We start from the raw sequence: 26,864 nt of genomic DNA, 5'->3' as shown, positions 1-26,864 counted from the left end.
TTTACATTTTTATAAAGGAGGGATTCAAGTGACGTACGAAGTGAAGTTTTATTTTGGAAATGAAAAATCAATCAGTACATTGGTTGAATCAGAAAATGTAAAAAAGCTTGAGGAATCTATTATTCATACGCAAGGATGGTATCGTTATTATGACAAAAAACACGAAGCTTATTTAGCGATTCAAATGAGCAACGTTTTACACATCGTTATAAAAGAATATCAAGATCCGGAAAAACAGGGGTTTTGAGAGATTCGTCGTATACATAAGGAAGCTAGCAAAAGAGGTGAAAACTATGCAAAGGCGACATTCAAATAATCCTATTATTCTCGACGTTTCTCATCATCAAGGAATCATTAATTGGAAAGAAATAAAAAACACCGCAGTAAAAGGGGTGTATATAAAGTTAACAGAAGGCGGAACTTTTGTAGACCCTAGATCCTATGAAAATTATATAGGTGCTAAAAATGCGGGCTTGAGAGTAGGGTTTTATCATTATGCTCACTGTACAAATAGCCCGGAGAAAGAAGCTGCTTTTTTTATTGCTCAGCTTGGACAAATGAAACTAGACCTTCCACCGTGTTTGGATCTAGAAGAAGATAAGAAAAAATCCAAAGAATTTGTTTCTCGCTTTGCCGTAAGCTGGCTTGAGCATGTTCACAAAACAACAGGGATTAAGCCTATCGTATATACGAATTATCATTTCGCTAAAACTTTTTTTACAAACGAAATAAGTAAGTATCCTTTGTGGGTAGCAAGATATAGTGCAGCCAACAGACAAGGCGGTATGCAGCACCCTGGTGAGCTAAGTCAGTGGCAGCGATGGGCCATGTTTCAATATACGGATTCTGGTAGAGTAAAAGGAATTTCTACAAATGTGGATATAAATGAAATGGACTGCTCATTTTTTAAAGAAGTCACAACAAATCTCTCTATGACGAATAATACAAAAGGACCCTTTGTCTATTCCAAAGGTGATAGAGGGTTAGGAGTCAAACAAATTCAGCAAAACTTACTTGCGCTAGGATTTTCTCTTCCAAAGTTTGGAGCAGACGGTTTCTATGGAGATGAATTAATCGCTGCAGTGAAAAAATTCCAGAATCGATATGGCCTTTTTTCAGATGGGATAGCAGGAGCGGACACACTGGCCCGTCTTGTTAAAGAAGTGAATAATCTGAATAATCTGGTTTGAGAGATTACCAGATAGGGAAAAGTTACTGTAAGATTCAAAAAGGTACAAGGAAGGAGTTATTATGAGAAAACGAAAACAAAAAGCATTGATATCAGGTATTACGCTATCAACGGTAGGAGTCGGCATTACGTCTTATATATTAAGCGATGCTGCGAAACGACGAAAAGTAAAAGGACTTGTTCGAAGTGCCAAAGTAAAACTTTCAAGTTTATCTAAAAAACAGCAGGTAAATGCTAGCCTAAATAAAGATGCGCATTCAGATCCTACGTACGTTTCTGAAAGCAATATGATTTCAGAAGGACCTATGTATCAAGATCAGCATAGATAATAAAAAAACTAGTCTTGCCTCGGGCGGGACTAGTTTTTTTATTAATTTTATAAATAGCAGCGCTTATTCATGTTACACTCTCTATATAAGGGAATTATTTTACGCATATTTACAAGTAAAGGAGGAATAGAAGGAGTGATTAGCAGCGGATTATTTGTTAACTTATGTATTTTTTCGTTTTTTGTCAGTATTATGATTGCGATACGAATATTTTTGTTACAGCGTCTAGCCCATAAATACAAATGGATGAGTGGTATTTATGCAAGTATTGTTTCTGCTATTCTTATGGTATATAGCGTTACGTATCAACAGATTACATATGATTTACGTTTTCTTCCTCTTATTTTGACCGTTCTATACTTTGGTTACAGAGCCGGTGCAGTTGCAGGTATCGCTATGGCTGTGTGCAGTATCTATTTAGAAAGTCATTGGTTACTGACTATCTTAATTTTAATCTTTACCTTTTTATTTTCCCTTCCTCTTATTCGATATAGAAAGCAGTTTTCTTTATTAAAACAATCTCTTCTTTGTTTCTTTATTCATTTTATCGTTCATGTCTTACTGACAAATTACTTCTGGAATACACCTATTCAGTCGCCGTTTTATAGCGAAATAGAATATTTAGTGTTCGGAATTCTCGGACTGGGAGTAGCCGTGGCGACGATAGAGTTTTATCGTAAATTTTACGCTGTAGCAGAAGAAGCTGCTTATGCTGGATCAGATTCATGTAAGGATGAAGAAGATTCTTTTTTTGTCAGGATAATGAAAAAAGAACTAGAATATACGAAAGAACAGCTGGAATCTTTTATTAATCATCACATGGATGCGGTTATTATAACTGATTTAGAAGGGCGAATCTTGCGAGTTAATGAAGCTTATGAAAAAGTATATGGCTGGAAATCCCATGAAGTCATTGGGAAAAAATATTACGATATAGCAGGAGCTTTTAGTGAGGATGTACATGAGAATATAAAAAAGACTGTTGCTGAAAAAGAGGCAATCAATCGAGTAGAAGTTGTAAGAGCTCGTAAAGATGGAAGTTTAGTAGACCTTCGCATCACCATTTCTCCAATTTTTAATGGGAAAGATGAGTTGGTAGGTTTGTCTGGAGTATGTGTGGATATATCTGAAGCTAAAAAAGCAAAGGAAGAGCTTGACTTGCTGCATCGTAGGCTTAAAGAAAGTGAGTTGAAATATCGCACGTTATTTGAGTACGCAAATGACGCAATTTATTTACTTGAAATAGGGCCGGATCATTTTCCTTCTCGTTTTGTTGAAGTAAATGAAGCTGGATGTAAGCGCTTTGGATATACGAGAGAAGAGCTTTTATCCATGCCTTGCCACGATATTATACCTAGAGATTCTGACATTGTTCAAAAAACAGTCGAAGAAATTCGCAACGGAAATCTTTCTTTTACGCTGCAATCACAGTTTACATTTAAGTCTGGCGAAATAAAAAACCTAGAATATAGTGGAAAGTTGTTCAATATAGAAAACAAAAAAGTACTTCTTATTGTTTCAAGAGACAGAACAGAGTACTTAAAAACAGAAGAGCTGCTGCAGAAATCTGAAAAATTAGCAGCAGTCGGGCAGCTTGCTACAGCTATTGCTCATGAAATTAGAAATCCTTTAACGGCCATCAAAGGGTTTATGCAGCTATTAACTGAAAAAGCGAGTAAAGAAGAGTTAACCTATATGAACATTATATCCTCTGAAATTGAGCGTATTGAAATGATTACAGATGAATTCATGTCTGTGGCAAAACCACAGGCCGTAACATTTCAGTCGATTGATTTGCAGCTGTTAATTCAACAAGTGATTTTATTGCTGCAGCCTCAGGCAACCATGAAAAACATCTTTATTGAACTTAACTCATATGGAGAAATACCTTTTGTATATTGTGAAAGCAATCAAATGAAACAGGTATTTATAAATATTCTTAAGAATGCGATTGAAGCAATGCCTTCAGGAGGAGAAATTAAAGTAGAGCTGAGAAAAAAGGACCACAATCATATTCATATTCAAATTATTGATGAAGGTGTAGGAATTTCAAAAGAACGCATCAAACATTTAGGTGAACCATTTTACAGTATTAAAGAAGACGGAATCGGGTTAGGGTTAATGATCTGCTTTAATATTATCCAACAGCATAAAGGAACTCTTAGTATTGAAAGTGAAGTAAACAAAGGGACAAGTGTGGAAATTTGTTTACCGTTAGAATAAAAGGTAATCAGTTAAAGGAAGAAGAAATTTTGCAACAAGTTGTTTAGTAAAGTTATAATATTCTATGTTGAAGGAAAATAAGCAAAGGAGTGGTTACGATTAAACAGAAAAAGTGGATTAACATATTTCGTATTCTGTATATTATTTTTGCTATTATTGCGATTGGAGCATCTTTTGGAGACTATTCTTTTGGGCTTAATAATCCCCGCATAGTTAGTTTAACGGCTCTTGTTTTGGCGGTTATTTGTATTGTTCCGTATTACATACTTCGCTTTAAAGAACAAGCTTCTAAAAGTAAATAAGTTAATATTTGTTATCTTAAAAGAGGCTGTGACAAAAGTATTTTAGTTGAAGGAAGATCCGAACGATTCATCGTTCGGATTTTTTTATTGTTATGGTGAACATGGATTTAATCTAGTCGGTTGCTTCTAGCGGTTGATTGGAGTGATTTTGTTATGTCTCAATCTCTTTTTTATCGTCATAAAAGGGCGATAAATGGGCGAGCATTTTTTCTGGCCTGTACATATGCTATAGAGTAAACAGGCTACGGAGGTGAAGTGAAATGGGATTTTACAACTGGGGTTACGGCGGTGGTTATGGCTACGGCGGCTACGGTAGTTACGGTGGCGGTTTTGCATTAATCGTTGTACTATTTGTTTTATTAGTTATCGTTGGTTGTACATGCTTGAAATAAACAGAAAAAGCACGGATTTACAAAGGTTTTAGTAGATTCGTGCTTTTTTATGTTCATAAGAAGGGCAGTACTATAATAAAATAATGTTGTGCATGTACATAAAAAATATACAAAAAATTTAATTAATAGATTAAAAAAATAAAAAATTGAAGAGGAAGAGTAAATTTAAGCCACAAAAAAGGTCTGAAATTTATAATTTTCCTTATAAGTAATTTTTGTAAAATGCTTCGCAGCACTGATAATAAGACCAAATAACACTCCATAGAACGCTAGTTTTTATCGGCTGACTAAAAGAATTATTTTACTTGTCTGAAAATCAACATAAATGATTTTCATATAGTTTAAATAGGTAAAAAAGACTTATTGCAAAAGGTTTATTCTTAATTTTAATAATAATAGTAATATTAAAATAATATATAGACGTAGTAATTTTTAGTTGCTATAATGTTGCTAATTATCACAATTAACAGAAAAATTGCGGTAATTAAATTTACTAGGGATAGGGAGAAAAAACTATGAAAAAGAAAAAACAGGCTTTAAAGGTATTATTATCAGTTGGTATCCTTTCTTCATCATTTGCTTTTGCACATACGAGCAGTGCCGCGCCAAATAATGTACTTTCAACCGAAAAGTATAACAAAGAAATTAAATCTCCTGAGTTTATTTCTGGAAAGCTTTCAGCCCCATCATCACAGAAAGCTCAAGACGTCGTATTTCATTATATGAATACAAATAAAGACAAATATAAATTAGGAAACGAAAATGCTCAAAACTCATTTAAAGTGACAGAAGTAGTGAAAGATCCCGTTGAACAAGCAACCGTTGTACGCTTGCAGCAGGTATATAATAATATTCCTGTTTGGGGATCTACTCAATTAGCACACGTAGCGAAAGATGGAACCTTAAAAGTTGTATCAGGTACAGTAGCTCCTGATTTAGATAAAAAGGAAAAGCTAAAAGGCCAGAAGCAAGTTGACAGCAAAAAGGCGATTCAAGCAGCTGAAAAAGACTTAGGCTTTAAACCGACGTATGAAAAATCCCCTTCATCTGAACTGTATGTTTATCAAAATGGTTCAGACACAACGTATGCTTATGTAGTAAATTTGAATTTCTTAAATCCTGAACCAGGCAACTATTATTACTTTGTTGATGCTATTAGCGGTAAAGTGCTAGATAAGTACAATACGATTGATTCCATAGCTGGTCCAAAAGCCGATGTGAAGCAAGCGGCAAAGCCGGCAGCGAAACCTGTAACAGGCACAAATGCTATTGGCTCAGGTAAAGGAGTGCTTGGAGATACTAAATCGTTAAAGACAACGTTATCTAGTTCTACTTACTACTTACAAGATAATACAAGAGGGGCGACAATCTATACGTACGATGCAAAAAATCGTACATCTCTTCCAGGTACGCTATGGGCAGACACGGATAATACGTACAATGCAACCCGCGATGCAGCTGCAGTAGATGCTCACTATTATGCAGGTGTGACGTATGATTATTATAAAAACAAATTTAACCGCAACTCCTATGACAATGCAGGAGCTGCGCTAAAATCGACTGTTCATTATAGCAGCGGCTACAACAATGCGTTTTGGAATGGCTCTCAAATGGTATATGGAGATGGAGATGGAACTACTTTTGTTCCGCTATCAGGAGGGTTAGATGTTATCGGACATGAATTAACGCATGCGGTCACAGAAAGAAGTTCTAATTTAATCTATCAATATGAATCAGGTGCATTAAACGAAGCGATTTCCGATATTTTCGGAACATTGGTAGAATACTATGACAACCGAAATCCAGATTGGGAAATTGGAGAAGATATTTACACGCCTGGAACAAGCGGTGATGCCCTTCGTTCAATGAGCAACCCAGCAAAATATGGAGATCCGGATCATTATTCAAAGCGCTATACAGGTTCTAGTGACAACGGCGGAGTCCATACAAACAGCGGTATTATCAACAAAGCTGCCTACTTGCTAGCTAACGGAGGAACGCATTACGGGGTTACTGTAACAGGCATCGGCGGCGATAAGCTAGGGAAAATTTATTACCGTGCTAATACGCTATACTTCACTCAGTCTACAACGTTTAGCCAAGCGCGTGCAGGTTTAGTACAAGCTGCTGCTGATCTATACGGTTCAGGCTCTCAAGAAGTAGTTTCAGTAGGCAAGTCATTTGACGCAGTTGGTGTTCAATAAGTTATAAACCAAAAGTCGCAAGATAAATGAGGTATCTTACGACTCTCTATACTACCTTACTACCAATAAAGGAGTACTCGTATAAATATATTACAGTACTCCTTTATTTTATGTTAATAAATAAGGAAAACAGATTTCTTCTTGATCTATAAAAATCCACTTCTTATTCCTCCCTTTTATGTCCATTCGAATTATACTGTTGCTTGTTAAATGAAGAGAACACGTTTTAGTAAACGGTCTTATTATAAAATGTTATAATAAAGAAAAGAATTGAATACATACATATGAAAAAGGAGTGGAGGAATCAATGGACAAAATTGCTGTTATTTCAGATATCCACGGAAATCTTCCAGCTTTAGAAGCAGTTTTAGCTGACATACAACAGCGAGATATCCATCGCATCATTTGTCTAGGTGATTTAGTAGGAAAAGGACCGGATTCAAGTAAAGCGATTGATATCATAAAAGAAAAGTGCGAAGTAACGGTAATGGGAAACTGGGATGACTTCATTACAAAGCCTGCGGAATTCGAAGCGTTGAAATGGCATCAGAAGAAGTTAAGTTCAGCCCAAGAGGCATACTTAAAGGAACTTCCTTTTTCCGTTGAGTTTATGATGAGCGGAAAATTAATTAGAATGTTTCACGCTTCACCTAGAAGTCTTTATGATCGAATTCAACCCTGGGATTCACTTGAAAAGCGCCTTAGTCTATTTGCTAATACGGAATATACGGAAAATATAAAAGGATCAAGAGAGCCGGATGTTATCTGTTACGGAGATGTACATAATGCATTTATTCAACATATTAAAGGGAAAACGCTATGCAATGTAGGAAGTGTAGGAAACCCGCTTGATTTACCACAAGCTTCTTATCTTATCTTAGAAGGAAAGGATCAAGACGAAAGTCCTTCAGCATTTTCTATTCAATTTGTACGTATTCCATACGATATTGAAAAGGCTATCGAATTGGCGAGAGCTGTAGAGATGCCGGACTTTGAACCCTACGTTCAAGAATTAAAAACAGCTCGCTATAGAGGACTGAAAAATTAAGAATAGAATGTATTTCAACCTTCAGTATAAATACTGAAGGTTTTTTATTGGAGTATATGAGGGGTTTTTCAACACCATTAGTATGATACATGCAAATAAAAGTTATTCCGATGAATTTAAGGAAGGGAAAACTTGGAGAAAAACATACAGCATTTGAAAGGAAATAAATTTTATTTTATGAAGACAATATGAAGAGGGCAATTCTATTTGAACATAAAGTCATGCAAAAACGTCCCTGAAAAGCTGTTTTTACCATAACGAGTGGAGGAATACAGGATGAAATTTTTTATTGATACAGCTAACCTGGAAGATATTAAAAAAGCATATAAAATTGGAGTATTATCAGGTGTTACCACAAACCCTTCGCTAGTAGCTAAAGAAGGCGTAAAGTTTGAAGATCGCATCGAAGAAATTTTAAAAACCGTCCCGGAAGTAGAATCCGTTTCAGCAGAAGTCACGCCCGACACAGTAACAGCAGATGACATGATTGCTCAAGCAGAAGAGCTGATAAAAATTAATGGAGGAGACAAAAATATAACGATTAAACTTCCTATGACCATTGCTGGATTGGAAGCAACCCGTTATCTAGCTAAAAAAGGCGTAAAAACAAACGTAACGTTAATTTTTACAGTGAATCAAGCGCTTCTAGCAGCTCGTGCCGGTGCCACATACGTATCGCCATTTTTAGGACGCTTAGACGATATTTCAGAAGACGGTGTTTATCTGGTATCTCGAATTGCAGAGCTATTTCGAATTCAACACATTGACTCACAAATTATAGCAGCGTCAGTCAGACACCCAGATCACGTCACACGAGTAGCTCTTGCTGGGGCTCATATTGCTACAATTCCGTATGCCGTAATTGAACAATTAGTAAAACACCCGTTAACAGAGCAAGGAATTGAAAAATTTGCATCAGACTGGGAAAAAGCTGTAAAAAGTTAAATTCACTGAAGGAGAAGACATCACTTTAGTGTCTTCTCTGCTTAAAGAGTATACGAAGATTCTTTTTTTCTATTTTGCAGCAAACAACTTATCAATAATAGGCGAACATCCTATACATATATGCAGAGATGACATACGTTAATAGAAACGAAAGAGGTGTTAAAATGGGCTGTATTATTAACATTGAAAATATCGTGACTAACGGGTTAAAAGACAACTCGAACGTAAGCGTAGGCTGTGTTGTACAAAATAGTCACACGGCAAATACAAAATCGGTAGGAGCTTGTTTTTCGTTTGGAAACGGCTCTCCTGCTATTGCCTCTATGACAAACAGTAATATCGACTTTTGCAAAGGTGAAGAAAATAAAGAGCAGCAATCTTGAAAACAATTCCAGAAATACTCTTTCTGGAATTGTTTTTTGGTAAGTGATAGAGTTTTGTTAACAAGGTGTTTTGGCTTTTAAAAGAAAACATTCATGAGGAAGGGGTTTGAGCGGTGCTATGAGCATTATTTCTATGATTCCTTATACATACGTTGAAAGAAAAATAAAACGAACACAAAAGGTGACGATTCAGCATTCAAAAGATATGTATTTATACGCTGATAGTATTGAAACACAAAACGATTGCTTTCCCATTAATGCCGTATTTGACATCTCCTACAAATGCGTTTCAAAAGACAGCGGCTTTTTATATTTACATACAAATCAAGGAATGTTCGCTTATACCATACAAACCGATCCTGCTGATTTTATAGCAGCATATAAAGATATAAAAAAGAAGGGGTGACATTGCTGTCAGCCCTTCTTTTTTTTGTTATTATTTTATCCACTGTACAACTTGATCCATACTTCTTCTTGTTTTTCCACGCTTAGGCTCATGAATTCGGTAGCCGAACGCAACCATAACGGAAATATCAAACTTACCGTCTTCTAGTAATCCTTCTTCTTTTAGAATTTCATGTACTTGGTCATAATTAAACCCTTCAATCGGACAAGAATCAATACCAATTTGAGCAGCTGATGTCATCATATTACCTAGTGCAATATAAGATTGTTTGCTAGCCCAATCAAATAGTGCTCGCTTGCTTTCGAACAAGTGAAAATCATTTTCTTGGAAATCTTTATAACGAGGCATTAATGTCTCTAATACGTCATCCGGCATTTCTTTGACGTTCTTCTGAAGATCCAATACATATTCAGAGTCATATCTTGCGTCTGTGCGAGAAAGAATAATAACAAAATGACTTGCTGTAGGAATTTGGCCTTGTGCTCCCCAAGAAACAGCTTTTAATTTTTCTTTTAAATCTTTATTTTCAACGACTAAAAACTTCCACGGCTCATAACCTACTGAGCTTGGAGATAGGCGTCCCGTTTCTAAAATGAATTGGAAATCTTCATCGGAAATTTTCTTCGTTGGATCAAACTCTTTTGTAGCATGACGAAAGTTAAATGCGTCTAAAATTTCTTGTTTTTTATCTGTATTGTTCATGTGTAAACAACCTTTCTGTAAAAATATTTAGTGATGAACTGTTTAGAGTATCCTATACCCTGTATAGCTTACAACTAACAGTTAGTTAACATACAATTTGTCATAAAACCCGTTTGCAAATTTATCATAAATCATATAAATCATCCTAACAAGTACGCACATTTTTGTTGTATAGTATACTTTTTTATACTATTAATGCAGTTTTATAAGAAGCAGAAAGGAGTAAACAATCTGTGGAGTTTCGTTTTCGAAAAAGTAATTAAGAGAAGGAAGAGAGGAGAAGAGTGATCTTCTCCTTTTTAATTAAATTTTTGTATTTGATTTTTTCGCTTTGTTTTCAAGTTCACTTTTTGGTTCTGTTGAAAATTCGACATCTTTTCCGTGTCCTTGAGGGTTAACTCCAGGAGCCACTTGACCACGGTTAGCAGATTTTTTTGTACCCATTTTCGTCACCTCCGTTCGGTTAGTATGTACAAAAAGCAAAACAAAAATTAGGAAGTCAAGCGTGGAAAGATAAATAGGAAAAGATTATCTTTAAGCATCTTCATTACATAAACAAAATAGTTACTCATTTAAACGGACATAAAAAAACACCCTTGGAAGGGTGTTTTTTTTTAAGAATCTGAGCTTGTCGCTCTGTCTGCGTATGGATAGATAGGATCTTTTAATTGAAATTCGTAAGTCACTCCATCTACAAGTCCTACCGTTTTATTGCTATCATAAAGGTCCAGCATAAAAGCAGCCATTTCTTTTGATGTATGAAACTTAGGTACTCGTCCTTCGTATTCAAAATCACTCATATCCATCGAACGCTGTGCAAATTCTGTTTCAGTAGCTGCCGGAGCTAGAACTTTAGCCTGCATTTTTGCTCCTCTTCCTTTTAATTCTTGAGAAAGACCTTCTGTAAATGCACTTACGTAGAATTTTGTTGCGCAATAAGTTACCGCATCAGCCACAATGGTGTAGCCGCCTCCAGAAGAGACATTAATAAGCTGTGTACCTTCAACGTTTTCATAATCTCTTACAAATAGAGAAGAAAGAATGGTTAAGGCTTCAATATTTAAATGAAGCATTGTTTCAATTTTAGTTAATTTTTGTTCACCGACAGAAGCAAAGTTTCCGAATCCCGCATTGTTAATCCAAGTTTCTAATTCATACTTTTTGAGTGACTCATAAAACGTATGAGCATTTTCTGCCACGGATAAATCAACCGACTGGACAATAACATTTACATCTTGATTCAGTTCTTCAATCTTTTCTTTTAACTCTTCTAGCTTGTCCTCTCTACGTGCAGCCAATATAAGATTTTTTCCGCGTGCTGCGAAAGCTAAAGCTGTTTCATATCCAATTCCTGAACTTGCGCCAGTAATTACTGTATATTTCATGTTGATTCCTCCATTTTCGATGTTTTCGAATTGATTATAATTGTTAAAGTATACTTTAAGTCAAGCGTTTATTCGATTTATTTTTCCCTTTAGAAGTCTATTTATAAACATTTGAAGTTGAGTGCTAAACTTTTTTGCTTTTATGCTACACTTGAAACAACAGCCGAAATTTCATTTCATTAAAAGGAGGAATGTATGCGTTTTCTCAACGTGAGTAGAAGACCTAGCTTACTTGCCCAAATTACATTACTTATTACGGTAGTTATTCTTGTGAGTACCGTCCTTGTATGCATTTTATTTTCTGCAATGATAGATGAAATTGTTGAAAAATATGTAGGTAAGCAAGCTATGACAGTAGCAAAATTAGCTTCTGAAGACAAAATGATTGTAAAAGCTTTTAAGAATAAAAATCCTTCTGAGCATATCCAACCTGTTGCAGAAAAAATAAGAAAAACCACTGGGGCAGATTATGTCACCATCGCCAATGATAAAGGAATCCGCTATTCTCATCCCAATAGTAGCTATATTGGAAAACATACTAAAACAAGCAACGAAGCTTCTTTAAAGGAGCATCAATCCATTATTTATAAAGGAAAAGGAATTTCAGGATTTGCAATTAAAGCCAAGACCCCCATATGGGATAGCCGAGGAAACGTAATAGGCGTTTCGTCAGTAGGGTTTCTTGTAAGCAATATAGAAAAACAGATTAATGATTATAGAATAAAAATTATTAAATTGTCCTGTATTCCTTTTCTTATTGGAGCATTTGGAGCTTTTTTCATTGCAAGGCGGGTAAAAAGACTAATATTTGGACTGGAACCGGAGGAGATTTCCTTTCTTTTTAAAGAAAAGGAGGCTACCCTTGAATCTATTCGAGATGCTACTGTTACTGTAAATGTTGAAAAATATGTAACGTCAATGAACAGAAGGGCTAGAGAACTATTTGGTCATCTTCAAATAGGAGGAGAGATAAAGAACGCCCGTCTAGGACAGCTAATTGATCAAGCGATAGAAAAGCAGCGGGTGTATTCTAACCAGTCCCTTGTACTAGATGGTCAGCAGTATATTTTGGATTTATCTCCTATTGTAAGAAAAAAAGAAGTGCAGGGCATCGTCCTTACTATAAGAACTTTATCTCAAATTGAAGAATTGACAGAAGAGATTTCTAAAATTAAAATGTTTTCTGATAATTTACGTGCTCAAAATCATGAATTTTTAAATAAGCTGAACGTGATTTATGGATTGTTAAAGTTAAAGAAGTATGAGCATGTCATGCAAATGATTTCATCAGAGGTAAAGGAACGCCAAGATATTATTTCTTTTTTAATGTCTTCTGTAAAGGATCCTTTGATTGCGGCATGCTTACTTGGAAAGATCAATCGTTCGAAAGAATTAGATGTTACTTTAGAAATTGACCAAGATAGTAATTTAACAAGTACTTTAGATATCGAAGACGCAAAAAACGTTGTTTCCATCTTGGGGAATTTAATTGATAATGCGCTCGAGGCTGTGCGAGAACATAAAGGGAACGTGCTGGTATCTTTTACAGATGTAGGAAATGACCTGATTTTTGAAGTTGAAGACAATGGACATGGGATATCAAAAGAAGTAGAAAATATGATTTTTATAGATGGTTACACAACGAAAAAAGGTGAAAATCACGGAATTGGATTGACTATTGTTAAAAGATCTGTAGAGCTGCTCAAAGGTGAACTATACATAAGCAAAAGTATGTTACAAGGAGCAAGATTCACATTAGTAATCCCAAAGCTATTAAATAATGAAAAGGAAGAATCGATATGACTGAAAATCAAATTAATGTCATGATTATAGAAGATGATTCTACAGCTGCACAAATTTATGAACAGTTTACTAAGAAACTAGAGCATTTCACTGTTGTTGCAACCGCAGGATCTGGAGAACAGGCTTTAGAATTACTAACAATATTTACACCGCAATTAATTTTATTAGACGTTTTTTTACCAGATATCAACGGAGTGGAACTGTTATGGGAAATCAGAAAGAAGTATCGAGGAATCGATATTATTTTAATAACGGCAGCCAATGATGTTGAAACAGTTGAGGAAGCAATAAGAGGAGGAGCATTTGGTTATTTGGTGAAACCTGTAATTATTGATAAATTTTTATCTACTTTAAAACATTATCAGTCTACAAGAATAGAATTAACCGAAAATAAAATGATAAACCAAGATAAAATAGACCATTTATTTAGAACACATCATAACCGCCGCACTCAATCAGCAGCTGCAGTAACAGAACTTCCTAAAGGGATTGATAAACATACTCTTCGTTTAGTAAGAGATAAAGTTCGCGAAGTTCAGCAGAGCTTGAATGTAGATGAGTTTGCTCAACTAGTAGGTATCAGTTATTCAACAATGAGAAGGTACTTAGAGTATTTAGTATCTTGTAAAGAAATGCAGGTGGAAATAGTGTATGGAAGTGTAGGGAGGCCTGAGCGGAAATACCGAGTAACTAATTCTACATAAAAACGAGATAGCGGTTCTTTGTCCGCTATCTCGTTTTTATGTAGAAATGACGCATGAAAAAAATGAAAAGAATTACTTTTATAAAAGATATTAAACTTATGGTGATTATCTATGAACCTGCTTTAACAAGTGATACCTTTTTAGTAACGTGTAGCAAGAAAAAAATGAAAACGTTATCAAAAAGGAGGAAAAATATCCGTGCTTTCTTTATTAGGATTTTTAATGGTTGCAGTATTCATGTATTTAATTATGTCGAAGCGACTTACCCCAATGGTTGCTCTTATCATTATTCCAATTATATTTGGTTTAATAGGTGGGTTTGCTAGCGGAATGGGACCTATGATGCTAGAGGGTGTAAAAGATATTGCTCCTACAGCTATTATGATTTTATTTGCTATTTTATATTTTGGATTAATGATTGATTCAGGATTGTTTGACCCTCTCGTTTCCTTCATTTTAAAGGTTGTAAAAGGAGATCCTCTAAAAATCGTGGTCGGAACTGCTGTGCTTTCAATGATGGTTGCTTTAGATGGTGATGGAACTACTACCTATATGATAACGGTCTCTTCTTTGCTTCCATTATATAAACGCCTAGAAATGAACCCGCTTATCCTAGCAGGAGTTGCGATGCTATCTATGGGAGTTATGAATATGACTCCGTGGGGAGGTGCTTCTGCTATGGCTATGAGTTCATTAAATTTAGATTCGTCTCAGTTGTTTTTGCCTTTAATACCTGTAATGGGTTTTGGGCTTCTATGGGTGCTATTTGTTTCTGTTGTCCTTGGAAGAAGGGAAAGAAAAAGGTTAGGAGTTATCAATATTAAACATTCTGCAAATGAAATCGCACATGCAGATGAATTAGAGGGAACAGCGCAACATTTAGACTATCGACGTCCTAAGTTAGTATGGTTTAATTTTCTCCTTACCGTTAGTCTTATGGTGTGCTTAATTATGGACTTTATGTCGCTGATGCTTTTGTTCATGGTAGCGTTTGCTATTGCATTATTAATAAATTATCCAAACATCAAAGATCAACAGCAGCGAATTTCATCTCATGCAAATAATGCGGTAGCCGTCGTTTCAATTGTTATTGCAGCAGGTATTTTTACAGGAATTATGTCTGGAACAAAGATGATTGATGCTATGGCAAATACACTTGTAGGAATAATCCCAGATGCAATGGGCCCTTTTTTGCCAGTTGTAGTAGCATTTTTAAGTGCTCCTTTTACATTTTTTATGTCCAATAATGCCTTTTATTTTGGCGTATTGCCGATTATTGCTCAAGCTGCCGAAAGTTATGGCATTAGCGCAGCTGAAATTGGAAGAGCTGCTATCTTAGGACAACCCGTTCACGTGATAAGTCCCTTGGTAGCAGCAGCTCACTTATTAATTGGAATGGTAGGAATTGAATTTAGTGATTTACAACGCTTTTTAATTAAGTGGGCGCTAGGAACTACGGCAGTGATGACAATAGCTGCGTTAATTTTAGGTGTTATTTCTATTTGATATAAAAAAAGACCCCAAAGGGTCTTTTTTTTATACTCTTACGTTGAACTAGACTGTTCGCTGCAGCTGCTTTTTTTAAAATAGAACTTATAAATTAAAAATCCGCATACAGCCACTACCGCTGCAATTAAAATATAGGTTTGTGCATCTGAGATAAAAGATTGAATGGACTTAAAGTTTCCGATTTGCCCTAACCAAAGCATGGCAATATTCAAAGGAAAGATACCAAGAAATGTGAGCAGAGCAAACGGAATAGGTTTCACTTTAGATAGCCCCGAAAGATAGGAAATGTAGTTGCCGAGCCCTAAAGGACGAGCAATCGCAATACTCCATAATCCGCATTTTTTAAACCATTTTTGTGATTTCTCAAATGCTTTTTTCTTTTTTGATAATTTTTTCTTTACCTTATCCTCTAATTTATAGCCTATCCCATACGGTATAAAGCTAAAAGCTGTATAAACGGCGCTTCCTGCAAGAGCAATTAATAATAATTGCACTATGTGCATGTTTAATAAGTATCCGTAGGTAAGGGTGAGAAGAGAACCGGGAAACGGCAGGGAGGAAGCCTCAATGGCCAGTCCGCTTAAAAGTCCCCAAATTCCAAATTGTTTCAGTAAGTCTGTTATGAAATGTAGCATAAGATCGCCTCTTTTTCTGTGTCATAACATTCAAGTACCCATCTATATGTTCGGAAAAACTTATAAAAGAAAAGAAAATAAAGGAAGAAAGTGGGATGTGACAGAAAAAAACTTAGCTTGTACAAAGAAAAAGGAAGGAAGTGTATTTTATAGCTTCTACTCAGAGTGAAATTATATGGGAAAAATAATCGAGTGTGAATTTTTAAATAAACTACGACTTTTATTCATAGTTTTGATTCCTTTTATTCATTTTACTTATAAAACTAGCGGGTGTAAACTTGTTGTGTTGTGAAATAATCCATTATGTATATGTATTAAAAGGAAAGGAGGTTACCGTGTGGTTATTATTGTAGGATTGTTATTGTTGATGTTTTTTGCTTATTTAGGATGGTCTATTATCTGGGTGGCACCTGTTGTAGCTACATTCGTTGCTTACTTTAGTGGTTTAAAAGTACTGCCTACTTATACAGATGTGTATATGGGAGGGTTTGTAGATTTCGCTGCAAAATGGTTCCCCATCTTTTTATTAGGAGCCGTCTTCGGAAAGCTAATGGAAGATACAGGCGCAGCTAAGTCGTTGGCGCAGCGTATTGCTAAATTATTTGGAAGTAAAAGAGCCATTTTAGGGGTGCTGATTGCTTCCGCCATTTTGACATATGGCGGAGTGAGTCTATTCGTTGTGGTCTTTGCGATTTATCCTTTAGCAATCGCGTTATTTCGAGAAGCCAACGTATCGCGAAATTTACTGCCAGCAACCATTGCACTCGGAGCATTTACGTTTACAATGACAGCGATTCCAGGTACGCCTCAAATTCAAAATCTGATTCCGACTGCTACATTTAAAACCAATGCAATGTCTGGTTCGATTATTGGAATTGTCTCAGGTCTTATTATGGCGGTGGGAGGGTATTTATGGTTAGCTTATCGCGATAAAAAATTAAAAGCTAAAAATCAAGGGTTTACTGAGCCTAATGAATCATCAGTCGCAGCGAGTGAAGAACAGGACTCGATGAATGTAATATTAGCTATTTTACCGCTGATTGTCGTTGTCGTGACATTAAACGTTTTAAAATGGGAGCCTATCGTTTCGTTATTAATTGGTATTTTTTCTATTTTACTTATTAATTTTAAACACTACAAGACGTTTATTTCTTCTATAAATGAAGGAGCAAAAGGATCCGTGATGGCTGTTATTAATACGAGTGCAGCAGTAGGTTTTGGCTCGGTTATTACAGCAGTTCCAGAGTTTAAAGATGTCACGCATGTGTTGCTAAACATTTCGAGTAATCCGCTCGTTTCAGAAGCATTAAGCGTTCAAGTGCTAGCGATGATCACGGGCTCAGCATCCGGCGGTATGGGTATTGCGCTTCAAGCATTAGGAGATACGTGGTATCACTTGTCTCAAACAACGAATTTAAGTGCCGATGCTCTTCACCGTATTGCAAGTGTTGCGTCAGGTGCATCTATTTTACCGCATAACGGTGCGTTGTTAACACTATTAGCCGTAACTGGTCTTCGGCATAAAGAAACGTATAAAGACGTATTTGTTGTTGCATTTATCATCCCGACAATCGCTTTATTTGCAGGAGTCGCATTAGCGGCAGCCGGTATTATTTAAAAACAGGAGGAGAATACACATGGTTGAAAATCAAGTAATTGTAATCACAGGAGCAGCAAGAGGAATTGGGTTTGAAATAGGTAAACGATTCGCAGAAAACGGCGGAAAAATTGTGTTATCCGACATTGATCAAGCTGCTGTAGAAGCTGCAGCACAAAATCTTCGTGAAGCTGGATTTGAAGCGCTTGGTGTCAAAGCCGATGTAACAAAAGAAGAAGAAATCAAACATTTAATTGAAACGGCAAACGCACATTTTGGAGCGGTTCATACGTTCATTAATAACGCTGGCTTGCAGCATGTTTCTCCAATCGAAGAGTTCCCAACTGAAAAATATGAGTTAATGATTAAAATTATGCTAACAGCTCCATTTATGGCGATTAAGCACGCGTTTCCGATTATGAAAAAGCAAGGGTTCGGACGTATTATTAACGTTTCTTCTATCAACGGTTTAATCGGTTTTGCGGGCAAAGCAGCTTATAACAGTGCTAAACACGGTGTAATAGGGCTAACAAAAGTAGCTGCTCTTGAAGGCGCAGCACATGGTATTACGGTGAATGCACTTTGTCCTGGTTATGTGGATACACCACTAGTAAGAGGTCAGTTAGATGGTTTAGCTAAAACAAGAAACGTACCATTAGAGAGCGTGCTTGAAGAAGTTATTTATCCTTTAGTCCCTCAAAAAAGATTATTAGACGTGAGCGAAATTGCTGACTATGCTATCTTCTTGGCGAGTGATAAAGCAAAAGGTGTAACTGGTCAAGCGGTAGTAATGGACGGCGGATATACAGCTCAATAAAAAATAAAATAAATCATTAAAAGCATAAATGAGTCCAACGGGCTCATTTATGCTTTTTTAGGTTATATCTATTCTATTGAGTTAATCAACGTTAAAATATAATTAGGCTATACATAAAAAAAGCCTCATACTATTTCTCCTGTAAAGATAAATAGTATGATAAAAAAGCCTACAGTTTAGAAAGGATGATACATATGGTGCAAACAGTAAATGAATTAATTAAACATCCGGTTTTTTATTTTTTTAACGAAATTTCAGCTATTCCTAGAGAATCTGGAAATGAAAAGAAAATTAGTGACTATTTAGTTTCTTTTGCAAAAGGAAGAAGCCTTGAAGTTATCCAAGACGAGGCTTTAAATGTAATTATTAAAAAGCCGGCCGCTAAAGGATATGAACATGCTCCAGCCATCATTTTGCAAGGACATATGGACATGGTATGCGAGTTAAATAAAGGGACTGTGCATGATTTTGAAAAAGATCCGCTTCAACTGCGAATTGTGGAAGATATGCTTTATGCAAATGGTACTACGCTAGGAGCTGACAACGGGATTGCCGTTGCATATGCACTGGCTTTACTAGATGCTCATGATATAGCTCACCCCTCTCTTGAAGTAGTCATTACTACTGAGGAAGAAACAACTATGGGCGGAGCCATTGCTGTAAGTCCAGCTCATTTTGAAGGGAAAATCTTTATTAACCTTGATACAGAAGAGGACGGAAAGCTGCTTGTCAGCAGCGCAGGCGGGGTAAAAAGCGTGCTTCGTATTCCCGTAGACTGGGAATCGTCTTCCGATAACTCAGAAACATATAGCTTAAGCATCGGTGGACTGCGCGGCGGACATTCTGGAATGGAAATTGATAAAGAAAGAGGAAATGCTAATAAACTGCTGGGGAGAGTTTTATATGATTTACAACATGAACTTCCCTATTCTTTAAGCAGCATTAGTGGAGGATTAAAATCAAATGCGATTCCCCGTGAATCAGAAGCAATTCTATCAGTTGAGCCTTCTGAGGTAGGGAAGCTAGAAAATAAGATTCGTGAGTGGAACGAAATAGTAAAAAATGAATTACAAGCGGCTGATCCGAGCGTATATGTAAAAATAAACAAATTTTCTTCCGATGGGAAATGTTTCACAAAAGAAACGACAGAACGAATTGTACAAGCTATTATGCTAACACCAAACGGCGTTCAAAGCATGAGTATGAATATCGAAGGATTAGTAGAATCTTCTACCAACTTAGGTGTGATTACGACGACAGAGTCTGAGATTGTTTTTCAAAATGAAATCCGCAGCTCAGTAAAAAGCTTAAAAGAAAAAATAGTAAGTCAAGTGCACATACTTGCTCAAGTAGTCGGAGGAAGAGTTGAAACAAAAGGTAATTACCCTGAATGGGCGTACAATGCAGATTCAAAAATTCGTGAATTATGTAAAAAGGTTTACAAAGAAAAGTATGGGGAAGAGGCGGAGGTCATCGCCATCCATGCTGGAATTGAATGCGGTATTTTCCTGGAAAAAATCTCTGGATTAGACGCCATTTCGCTCGGCCCCGATATGTACGACGTTCATACACCTGATGAACACCTGAGCATTCCGTCTACTATTAAGACATGGGAATACTTATTAGCGGTATTAAAAGAAGCAAATAAGATATAAAGTTATCAGCATCTCTATAATTTTTAAAAAAGAGCTTCTGTAAAGGAGCTCTTTTTCATTGGTCATTTATCAGATAATAAGCAGAATTCCGTCAACACGTCAGGCAATTGAGAACATTTATGTAAGCGTTTTACAAATGAAGGTTTTAAAACGGGCCTAAAAGAGGTAAACAATTACTAAAACGATAGACAAATGAATTCAAAACAAGCTCTGCAACTAATAAATTAGTAGGGAGAGAATGTATATGAATGATAATAGTCTTATCAAAGATCCCTTTTTGGAAAAAGGAGAAATTGAATTTTTAGAATTAAGGAAAGACGAAATACGCTATCTAAAGTTCGATCGGTTTTTGAAAGTGATTAAAGCACTTAATCAACGCAGTGATAAAGGCTACCAGAGTCTTATGCTTTCCGTTGATGGCTTTAAAGGTAATTCAAGAGAATTATATGAGATAGAGGAGTTTCGCAGATACGTAAATTTGTTAATTAATCAAGTTCCTCAAATATTATTTTATATTCACGATAAAAACAAAATGACTAATCAAATTTTGAAAAGTCTATCAAACAACAGCAGCCAACCGGCCTCTATAGATCCTAAAAGAGCACGTTTAATGATTGATGCCATACAGGAGCAAGTAGAGAAAACAGAGGACAAAGAGATAAAGGAGAACCTTTCTGAATTCGTATGTAAAATCCAGAGCTTTGTGAATCAGTATTAACAGTTCCCAATAGAAAAGCAGAATCCATATTATAAAAAAGTACGAGAACTCAAAGTTTCTCGTGCTTTTTTATTGGAAAAACAGTAGAAAGAGAAAAGGAGTATCAACATAGATTAATAAATAATAATGGTAAAGCTTCATATTCTGCCGTGAAATAACAAGGAGGAATGAACATTGCATCATATTGAAATAAGAAGACCAAAAATAGAAGACCGCGCAGAACTCCACGAGCTTTTTAATGAAGTAATCACAGATACCTTTCATAAAGAGGGTCTATCAGACATGGTGAACGATATACAAATAGAAATTGAAAGTAAAGCACAATATTTAAAAAGTGACCTTGATAGCGGTGGAAAACATCGATTCTTTTGGCTCGGAATAGATACGTGCACCAATAAGATTATTGGCTGTATTGAATATGGTCCTGCTAGTGAATTAATTACGGCGTGTACAAAAGGAGAGCTGCAAGGATGGATTGAAATCGGCACAGTTTTTGTTCATCCAAAGTACCAAAGAAAAGGTGTAGGCACACTGCTTTTACATACTATGCTGCTTACGCTTCAAAGCAGAGAAATTAAAAAAATTTGTTTGGACAGCGGATACAAAAATGCTCAAGAAGTATGGAAAAACATATTTGGAATCCCTGATTATTTAGTAAAAGATTACTGGAGCAAGGGGTATCATCACATGGTTTGGAAAATATCAGCAGAAAGTACGCCGATAGTATTTAAGCTCAGTTATAACGAAGAATAAGGTGTCTCCTAGAAAATAGCCGGTACGTTTCTCCCGGCTATTTTCTACTGTTAAGCTGTTTACATATGTGCAATTATATATTAGTGTATTTTATTAAATATAATACCTTGACTGTCATAGTAATATGATTTAAATTATACATAAAGAGGTGATACTTTGGTATATACAAAAATGTCTTCAGATTTACTTCGGGGACATACAGATACAATGATTTTGAAATTACTTCTCAGCGGCGATAAGTATGGGTATGAAATTAGTAAGCTTATTTATACCTACTCTAAAGAGCAGTATGAATTAAAAGAAGCCACAATGTATTCAAGCTTGAAGCGCCTTGAAAAAGACGGCCATATTCTTTCTTACTGGGGAGATGCTGTACAAGGCGGCCGCAGAAAATATTATAAAATTACAGAACAAGGAAAAAACGTATATAAACAAAACAAAGAAAATTGGGAGCAAGCGAAAAAAATTATTGATTTATTGTTGTGAGAAAGGATGATGTTATAAATGAACGAAAAAATAAAAAATCATGTGCATAACATTTTGGCTCCTTATCAGGATGTAGAAAATGTTCAAGATTTAGAGGAAGAACTATCACAGAACTTACAGGAAAAATTTACAGATTATAAAAAAGATGGGCATAATGAAGAACAGGCTTATTATATGACAATCAATTCTATCGGCGATATCACAGAGCTGATTCAATCAATGAATGTAGAAACCAAGGAATTAAAGCAAACCGTCCCTATGGATTTTTCAAAGACCGAGCTTACAAAATCTGATTTTCGTTCTGTATCGGTGTATAAAGGGAAATTTAATGCCAGTAATTTGAATGAATCTGATTTTAGCTACGCAGATCTTACGGACAGCATGTTTAAAAGCAGCAATTTAACGAAAGCGATATTTCATCACGTTAATTTAACAGGCGTACAATTTAAATGGGCAAATTTTAAACAGGCCAGTTTTAAAGACTGTATCTATGACAACACGTACTTTAAGCAATGTAATTTAACAGACATTGTATTTGACGAGGAAACATTTAAGGGAACAATTTTTGAAGGAACATCATTAAAAAAAGCCTCATTTCGCAACGCCACTTTGCTAAATGTACAGTTTCGAGGATCAGATTTAAAAAAATCCGATTTTGAAGGTGCAAAAATGGATAAATTGACATATAACTTTTTAAAAAGTGCCAAGATAGATCTGAGTAAAGTTACGATTATTTAAAGATAAAAAAGACCTCTCTGAAGGTCTTTTTTTATGGACATATAACAATTCTTTTTAAGAGCGAGCAGGATAGTTTATTAGAGAGCTAGAACACATTCATAGAAATAATAAAGCTTTTATCACTTATGTGGAGGAGTATGGAAATGTCTATATATGAAATTTGGAATGAAGTGGATCTTTATATGAATGATAAGCTTATACAACCTGACCCTGTTCTTGATGAGGTATTGAAGGCAAATCAAGAGGCTGGATTACCTGCCATCGACGTATCGCCTAGTCAAGGAAAGTTTCTGCATTTGTTAGCTTTATTAAAAGGAGCTAAACGCATTTTGGAAATTGGTACTCTTGGAGGATACAGCACGATTTGGCTAGCCAGAGCTCTTCCGAAAGACGGACAGCTGATTACGCTCGAATTGAGCGCTCAGCATGCAGAAGTAGCAAGAGCTAATTTAAAAAGAGCGGGAGTAAGCCACTTAGTAGAAGTCCTTGTCGGCCCCGGGCTTGATACATTAGCTGTATTAAAGGATAAGAGAACAGAGCCGTTTGATCTTATCTTTATTGATGCTGACAAGCCGAATAACCCAAATTACTTAAAGTGGGCTCTAGAATTATCGAAAAGAGGAAGTACGATTATTTGTGATAATGTTGTTCGTCAAGGGCATGTGGTGAACTCAGAAAGTGAAGATGAAAATGTAAAGGGAATTCGCCAATTTATGAATGTTCTGGCTCAAGAAAAACGAATCAGCGCCACGGCTATACAAACCGTTGGAAGCAAAGGCTATGATGGATTCATTGTAGGGATTGTTGAATGATAAAATTTGTATTACACATAAAAAGAGACGGAGACATAACGAAACCCATCCAATCAACAGCTAGAAGCAAATACATACATGAAACCTACGTTCAGCGTCCCCACGAAAAAATCCGAACGAGTTGGATTCTCAACCAAACTCGTTCGGATTGTCCTTGAATTAACATACTTTTGTTCCAGACTCTTTTTAAATGGGCCCCAATTTATCTGTCATTTGTTTTTCGGTTAAAAAATTAATCAATTCTCGTACAGCGAATGAACTGTAGCGTTCTTTTAACAGAATAATTCCAAGTTCCCACATCATTTCAGGATCTGCAATAGGTACGGTAGTAATATTGGGATCTTTCACTTTGGTATAAAGCGATTCGGGTAAAATAGCAATACCTAGTTCTGCCGCTGTTAATTCAATAATTAAATCCCATTGAGAACTTTTATACGCTATAGAAGGCACAAAGCCTGATTTTAAAGCATCTTGAATTAACCGGTCGTGCAGCGTAAATTCTTCACTAAACATAATGAATTTTTCATGCTCCAATTCTTTCATCCAGACGGAAGAACGTTTCGCTAAAGGATGGTTTTTATGCGCGTATAAAAGAAATCTCTCCTTAACGAACGGGTATACGTGAAAATGTTCATCATGACCGCTTGTAAGAGGAAGCATAACAATCCCCATATCTACACCAGCCTCTTCCACAAGTGCTTCAATTTTTTTTGCTCCAAATTCAATAAGCTCTAGAGATACTTTAGGGTATTGTTCATTAAATGCTTTTGCAATCTTCGGGAAAAACAAGGTCCCGATGAGCGGAGGGACTCCCATCTTGATTTGCCCTGTTTGCAAGTTCATTAAATCTCCCAACAAGTGAGGCATGTCTTTTAACACCGACAGAGCTTTAGTTGCTTGGTGATACACAACTTCTCCTGCATCGGTTAGCTTTAATTCTCTTGTTGAACGATCAAGAAGCTCAAATCCTAGTTCATTTTCTACTTTTTTGACGGCTTTACTTAAAGCTGTTTGTGACAAATGAACTTGCAGCGCTGCCTTTGTAAAATTCTTATGATTCGCTACCTCTATAAAGTATTCTAAGTCTCTGATTTCCATGTGAAACTCCATTTCTGCAAACTGCTTATCCTTTTTCTTTACTCTTTATTTTAACCATTAAATTATTTACTGTAAATGCGCTAATTAAAAAGGGGGAGGATATATCCAATGAATAAAACCAGGGAAAGGAAATGAACTAAAATTTCTGTCGAAATTGATTGATAAAACGCATAATCTTTTTATAGAGAAACATAGATTTTGCTGCTAGCTGATGAGGAATATAAAGATTTTTGCATGTACGTTCGGGCAAAAATGCAAAACTTATCAAAATAACTGAAAGTCCAAAGGCTGCGGCTGTAATCTCTAGCCAAGAAAACATCATATCATTCCTCCTTTTACAAACCTATTAATAGAATATGTAAAAGTTTGAAAGGAGGTTGTACGATAGACCTATAATGAGCGGAGTTATAAAGTTCTCTCTAAAAATAAAATGACGTTAAAGAACGCAGGTGCTGCGCTCTTTAACGTCATTTTATTTTCGCTCTTCAGCTTGATGTTCTTGTTTGTTTTGCTCAGTAAGACGTTTTTGATGAGCTTTTGTTTCTGCGCTTACATGATTCGCATCATTCGGTTGATTTTTCTTTGAACCTCCTGCAGCGTTACTCATTAGACGACACCTCCAGTTCGGTTATGAAACATACCTATAGAATGTACGTATTTACAGACTTTATACACCGCTATCAATATTACTGCACACGAAAAAAGCAAAGGGAGAGTCACTAAACTGTTCCCTTTGCTTTTTTGCTAGGCGACTTTATCGGTGGTGATAATTTTGTTAATCCAGTCTTTTCCTTCTGTAAACCTTGTAACAAGCATCGCTGTTACTGTATTTCCCGTACTGTTTAAAAGCGTAGCAGGGGCGTCAATAATTGTGGAAATGACCGCAATAATGGGCAGAACTTCTGGCGAAAATCCGTAAATTGTAATGATTAACATTTCGCCAATCATACCGCCTCCAGGGATTGCTCCCATTACGGCTCCAACTAAAAAGGCTACGCCTAATATGCTCAAAATACTCGTAGCAGACGTCATATCTTTGCCAAACAAACTGAATAAGAAAACAATTTTTAGAATACCACCGATAACAGAACCATCTTTATGGGTGTTTGCTCCTAATGGAATCACCGTTTCAGCAATATCCAGCGGCACACCCATTTTCTTTGTTGCATCTAAATTGACTGGAATAGATGCAGCAGAAGAACAGGTAGCAATAGCGGTGATAGAAGGAGCAGCTGCATTTTTCCAAAACAGCTTAATTCCTGCTTTACCGCCAGCAATCCATGCATATAGCGTAAAGAAACCGAAATAGTAAACGATTGCAATTAATAAATAAAGAATAAATGCTCTAGCGTACCCTTGTAAGATCTTTGGTCCAAGTTCTCCTACTACAGTAGCAAAATAGCACCCTAAACCAATTGGAGCATAGTACATCACAATTTTAACAACCTTCATCGATACTTCTTGACCGGAAGTCAGAAATTTCGCCATAGGCTGTCCTTTTTCGCCAGCCATCGTTGTAGCAATACCGAAAATAACGGCAAAGACAATTAATTGTAAAATGTGCTCTTTCGAAAATAACTGAACAAAATCAGATACAGTAAATGTACTAACAAGCTGAGTTAAAAGCGTCATTTTTTCAGCTGTATTTTCACTGTCACCCATCAATTCTTTAATGGCAGAAGTATCTACATTATGTAGCGGATTGTAAAGTGATGCGCCTAAAAAGCCTAAAACGGCTGAAACAGCAGCAGTGGCGATAAACACAACGGCGATACCTAGCATAATTTTACCAAGACGCTTCATTTCATTCATGTTTGCGATCGCCGAAGCCACACTAAAAAAGACAAGGGGAACGATAATCATGAACATTAAATTAAGAAACAAATCACCAAAGGGCTTTACGACTGCCACATCGGGCCCGATAGCATATCCTGCTATCCCGCCAATTAAAATAGCGAGAAGCAGAATAAGCGATGATCTGTACGTTTTAAATACACTTAAAACCATAGTTAGATTTCCTCCAAACAACAA

30 protein-coding genes are annotated in these 26,864 nt (G+C 36.1%); 22 read left to right on the top strand and 8 right to left on the bottom strand.

All coding sequences use genetic code 11. The annotated features are described in order from the left end of the window. Positions 1-28: 28 nt before the first annotated feature. The 11 genes from ACFX40_RS14625 (at position 29) to ACFX40_RS14575 (ending at position 9,421) form a co-directional block, all read left to right on the top strand. A complete protein-coding gene (locus ACFX40_RS14625; protein ID WP_102194846.1) occupies positions 29-247 on the top strand; it encodes a hypothetical protein in 219 nt (72 codons plus the stop codon). Positions 248-293: 46 nt separating this feature from the next. Then, entirely contained in the window at positions 294-1,190 is an 897-nt protein-coding gene (locus ACFX40_RS14620) for a GH25 family lysozyme (protein WP_028408558.1), read from the top strand. 61 nt (positions 1,191-1,251) lie between these two features. Next, positions 1,252-1,518, top strand: a complete 267-nt coding sequence (locus ACFX40_RS14615; RefSeq protein WP_014460133.1) for a hypothetical protein — start codon at positions 1,252-1,254, stop codon at positions 1,516-1,518. Positions 1,519-1,653: 135 nt separating this feature from the next. Then, on the top strand, positions 1,654-3,741 hold the full coding sequence (locus tag ACFX40_RS14610) for a PAS domain S-box protein (protein ID WP_263034205.1): 2,088 nt from the start codon (positions 1,654-1,656) through the stop codon (positions 3,739-3,741). A gap of 89 nt (positions 3,742-3,830) precedes the next feature. Next, positions 3,831-4,043, top strand: coding sequence for a hypothetical protein (locus ACFX40_RS14605; RefSeq protein ID WP_013083131.1), 213 nt, complete (start codon positions 3,831-3,833; stop codon positions 4,041-4,043). A 260-nt stretch (positions 4,044-4,303) separates the two neighbouring features. Further along, complete coding sequence (locus ACFX40_RS14600; protein ID WP_016764087.1) at positions 4,304-4,435, top strand: YjcZ family sporulation protein; 132 nt, start codon at positions 4,304-4,306, stop codon at positions 4,433-4,435. 515 nt (positions 4,436-4,950) lie between these two features. Next, on the top strand, positions 4,951-6,639 hold the full coding sequence (locus tag ACFX40_RS14595) for a M4 family metallopeptidase (protein ID WP_263034204.1): 1,689 nt from the start codon (positions 4,951-4,953) through the stop codon (positions 6,637-6,639). A 307-nt stretch (positions 6,640-6,946) separates the two neighbouring features. Then, on the top strand, positions 6,947-7,687 hold the full coding sequence (locus ACFX40_RS14590) for a metallophosphoesterase family protein (RefSeq protein WP_016764089.1): 741 nt from the start codon (positions 6,947-6,949) through the stop codon (positions 7,685-7,687). A gap of 276 nt (positions 7,688-7,963) precedes the next feature. Next, the gene (gene fsa / locus ACFX40_RS14585; RefSeq protein WP_013057026.1) at positions 7,964-8,632 is read left to right on the top strand and encodes a fructose-6-phosphate aldolase; all 669 of its coding nucleotides are present in this window, start codon (positions 7,964-7,966) and stop codon (positions 8,630-8,632) included. A gap of 164 nt (positions 8,633-8,796) precedes the next feature. Next, complete coding sequence (locus ACFX40_RS14580) at positions 8,797-9,015, top strand: spore germination protein (protein ID WP_025752385.1); 219 nt, start codon at positions 8,797-8,799, stop codon at positions 9,013-9,015. Positions 9,016-9,133: 118 nt separating this feature from the next. Further along, the gene (locus ACFX40_RS14575; protein WP_028408552.1) at positions 9,134-9,421 is read left to right on the top strand and encodes a hypothetical protein; all 288 of its coding nucleotides are present in this window, start codon (positions 9,134-9,136) and stop codon (positions 9,419-9,421) included. Between the two features lie 30 nt (positions 9,422-9,451). On the opposite strand, the gene ACFX40_RS14570 is transcribed toward ACFX40_RS14575, so the two are convergent. The 3 genes from ACFX40_RS14570 to ACFX40_RS14560 form a co-directional block, all read right to left on the bottom strand. Beyond that, entirely contained in the window at positions 9,452-10,123 is a 672-nt protein-coding gene (locus tag ACFX40_RS14570) for an NAD(P)H-dependent oxidoreductase (protein ID WP_060745662.1), read from the bottom strand. Positions 10,124-10,426: 303 nt separating this feature from the next. Next, positions 10,427-10,567, bottom strand: coding sequence for a small, acid-soluble spore protein L (sspL, locus tag ACFX40_RS14565; RefSeq protein WP_013057030.1), 141 nt, complete (start codon positions 10,565-10,567; stop codon positions 10,427-10,429). Positions 10,568-10,737: 170 nt separating this feature from the next. Further along, complete coding sequence (locus ACFX40_RS14560; RefSeq protein WP_098333192.1) at positions 10,738-11,508, bottom strand: SDR family NAD(P)-dependent oxidoreductase; 771 nt, start codon at positions 11,506-11,508, stop codon at positions 10,738-10,740. 306 nt (positions 11,509-11,814) lie between these two features. Between ACFX40_RS14560 and ACFX40_RS14555 the strand changes: the two genes are divergently transcribed. From ACFX40_RS14555 to ACFX40_RS14545, 3 genes are all read left to right on the top strand, one after another. Beyond that, the gene (locus tag ACFX40_RS14555) at positions 11,815-13,311 is read left to right on the top strand and encodes an ATP-binding protein (protein ID WP_240717288.1); all 1,497 of its coding nucleotides are present in this window, start codon (positions 11,815-11,817) and stop codon (positions 13,309-13,311) included. Continuing rightward, complete coding sequence (locus ACFX40_RS14550; protein ID WP_060745659.1) at positions 13,308-14,015, top strand: response regulator; 708 nt, start codon at positions 13,308-13,310, stop codon at positions 14,013-14,015. The genes ACFX40_RS14555 and ACFX40_RS14550 overlap by 4 nt, the downstream gene beginning before the upstream one ends. A gap of 198 nt (positions 14,016-14,213) precedes the next feature. After that, positions 14,214-15,521 (top strand): CitMHS family transporter, encoded by a 1,308-nt coding sequence (locus tag ACFX40_RS14545; protein WP_028408547.1) that lies wholly within the window; start codon positions 14,214-14,216, stop codon positions 15,519-15,521. Positions 15,522-15,559: 38 nt separating this feature from the next. Here the strand turns inward: ACFX40_RS14545 and ACFX40_RS14540 are convergent, their stop codons facing one another. Further along, positions 15,560-16,159, bottom strand: a complete 600-nt coding sequence (locus ACFX40_RS14540; protein WP_028408546.1) for a DedA family protein — start codon at positions 16,157-16,159, stop codon at positions 15,560-15,562. A 337-nt stretch (positions 16,160-16,496) separates the two neighbouring features. Between ACFX40_RS14540 and ACFX40_RS14535 the strand changes: the two genes are divergently transcribed. From ACFX40_RS14535 to ACFX40_RS14500, 8 genes are all read left to right on the top strand, one after another. Further along, a complete protein-coding gene (locus tag ACFX40_RS14535) occupies positions 16,497-17,777 on the top strand; it encodes a GntP family permease (RefSeq protein WP_025751936.1) in 1,281 nt (426 codons plus the stop codon). 19 nt (positions 17,778-17,796) lie between these two features. Further along, complete coding sequence (locus ACFX40_RS14530) at positions 17,797-18,573, top strand: 3-hydroxybutyrate dehydrogenase (RefSeq protein WP_013057034.1); 777 nt, start codon at positions 17,797-17,799, stop codon at positions 18,571-18,573. Between the two features lie 194 nt (positions 18,574-18,767). Further along, positions 18,768-20,228, top strand: a complete 1,461-nt coding sequence (locus tag ACFX40_RS14525) for an aminoacyl-histidine dipeptidase (protein WP_377255369.1) — start codon at positions 18,768-18,770, stop codon at positions 20,226-20,228. 244 nt (positions 20,229-20,472) lie between these two features. Further along, positions 20,473-20,946, top strand: a complete 474-nt coding sequence (locus ACFX40_RS14520; RefSeq protein WP_013083145.1) for a hypothetical protein — start codon at positions 20,473-20,475, stop codon at positions 20,944-20,946. A 174-nt stretch (positions 20,947-21,120) separates the two neighbouring features. Beyond that, positions 21,121-21,699, top strand: a complete 579-nt coding sequence (locus ACFX40_RS14515; protein ID WP_377255366.1) for a GNAT family N-acetyltransferase — start codon at positions 21,121-21,123, stop codon at positions 21,697-21,699. Positions 21,700-21,855: 156 nt separating this feature from the next. Beyond that, the gene (locus tag ACFX40_RS14510) at positions 21,856-22,185 is read left to right on the top strand and encodes a PadR family transcriptional regulator (protein ID WP_028408542.1); all 330 of its coding nucleotides are present in this window, start codon (positions 21,856-21,858) and stop codon (positions 22,183-22,185) included. An 18-nt stretch (positions 22,186-22,203) separates the two neighbouring features. Next, a complete protein-coding gene (locus tag ACFX40_RS14505; protein ID WP_060745654.1) occupies positions 22,204-22,923 on the top strand; it encodes a pentapeptide repeat-containing protein in 720 nt (239 codons plus the stop codon). A 125-nt stretch (positions 22,924-23,048) separates the two neighbouring features. Beyond that, positions 23,049-23,735 carry an O-methyltransferase gene (locus tag ACFX40_RS14500; protein ID WP_377255363.1) on the top strand — a complete coding sequence of 229 codons (687 nt, stop codon included), beginning with the start codon at positions 23,049-23,051 and terminating at the stop codon, positions 23,733-23,735. 186 nt (positions 23,736-23,921) lie between these two features. On the opposite strand, the gene ACFX40_RS14495 is transcribed toward ACFX40_RS14500, so the two are convergent. The 4 genes from ACFX40_RS14495 to ACFX40_RS14480 all read right to left on the bottom strand — a co-directional run bounded on the left by ACFX40_RS14495 (position 23,922) and on the right by ACFX40_RS14480 (position 26,840). Next, positions 23,922-24,833, bottom strand: coding sequence for a LysR family transcriptional regulator (locus ACFX40_RS14495; protein ID WP_377255360.1), 912 nt, complete (start codon positions 24,831-24,833; stop codon positions 23,922-23,924). 136 nt (positions 24,834-24,969) lie between these two features. After that, a complete protein-coding gene (locus ACFX40_RS14490; RefSeq protein WP_060745651.1) occupies positions 24,970-25,155 on the bottom strand; it encodes a hypothetical protein in 186 nt (61 codons plus the stop codon). A 150-nt stretch (positions 25,156-25,305) separates the two neighbouring features. Further along, complete coding sequence (locus tag ACFX40_RS14485; protein ID WP_013057043.1) at positions 25,306-25,440, bottom strand: hypothetical protein; 135 nt, start codon at positions 25,438-25,440, stop codon at positions 25,306-25,308. A 137-nt stretch (positions 25,441-25,577) separates the two neighbouring features. Next, the gene (locus ACFX40_RS14480; RefSeq protein ID WP_377255358.1) at positions 25,578-26,840 is read right to left on the bottom strand and encodes a dicarboxylate/amino acid:cation symporter; all 1,263 of its coding nucleotides are present in this window, start codon (positions 26,838-26,840) and stop codon (positions 25,578-25,580) included. Positions 26,841-26,864 lie beyond the last annotated feature (24 nt).

The organism is Priestia sp. YIM B13552 (assembly GCF_042787775.1).
In the GTDB taxonomy this organism is placed as follows: domain Bacteria; phylum Bacillota; class Bacilli; order Bacillales; family Bacillaceae_H; genus Priestia; species Priestia megaterium_E.
This window is presented reverse-complemented; position numbering and strand designations above follow the sequence as displayed.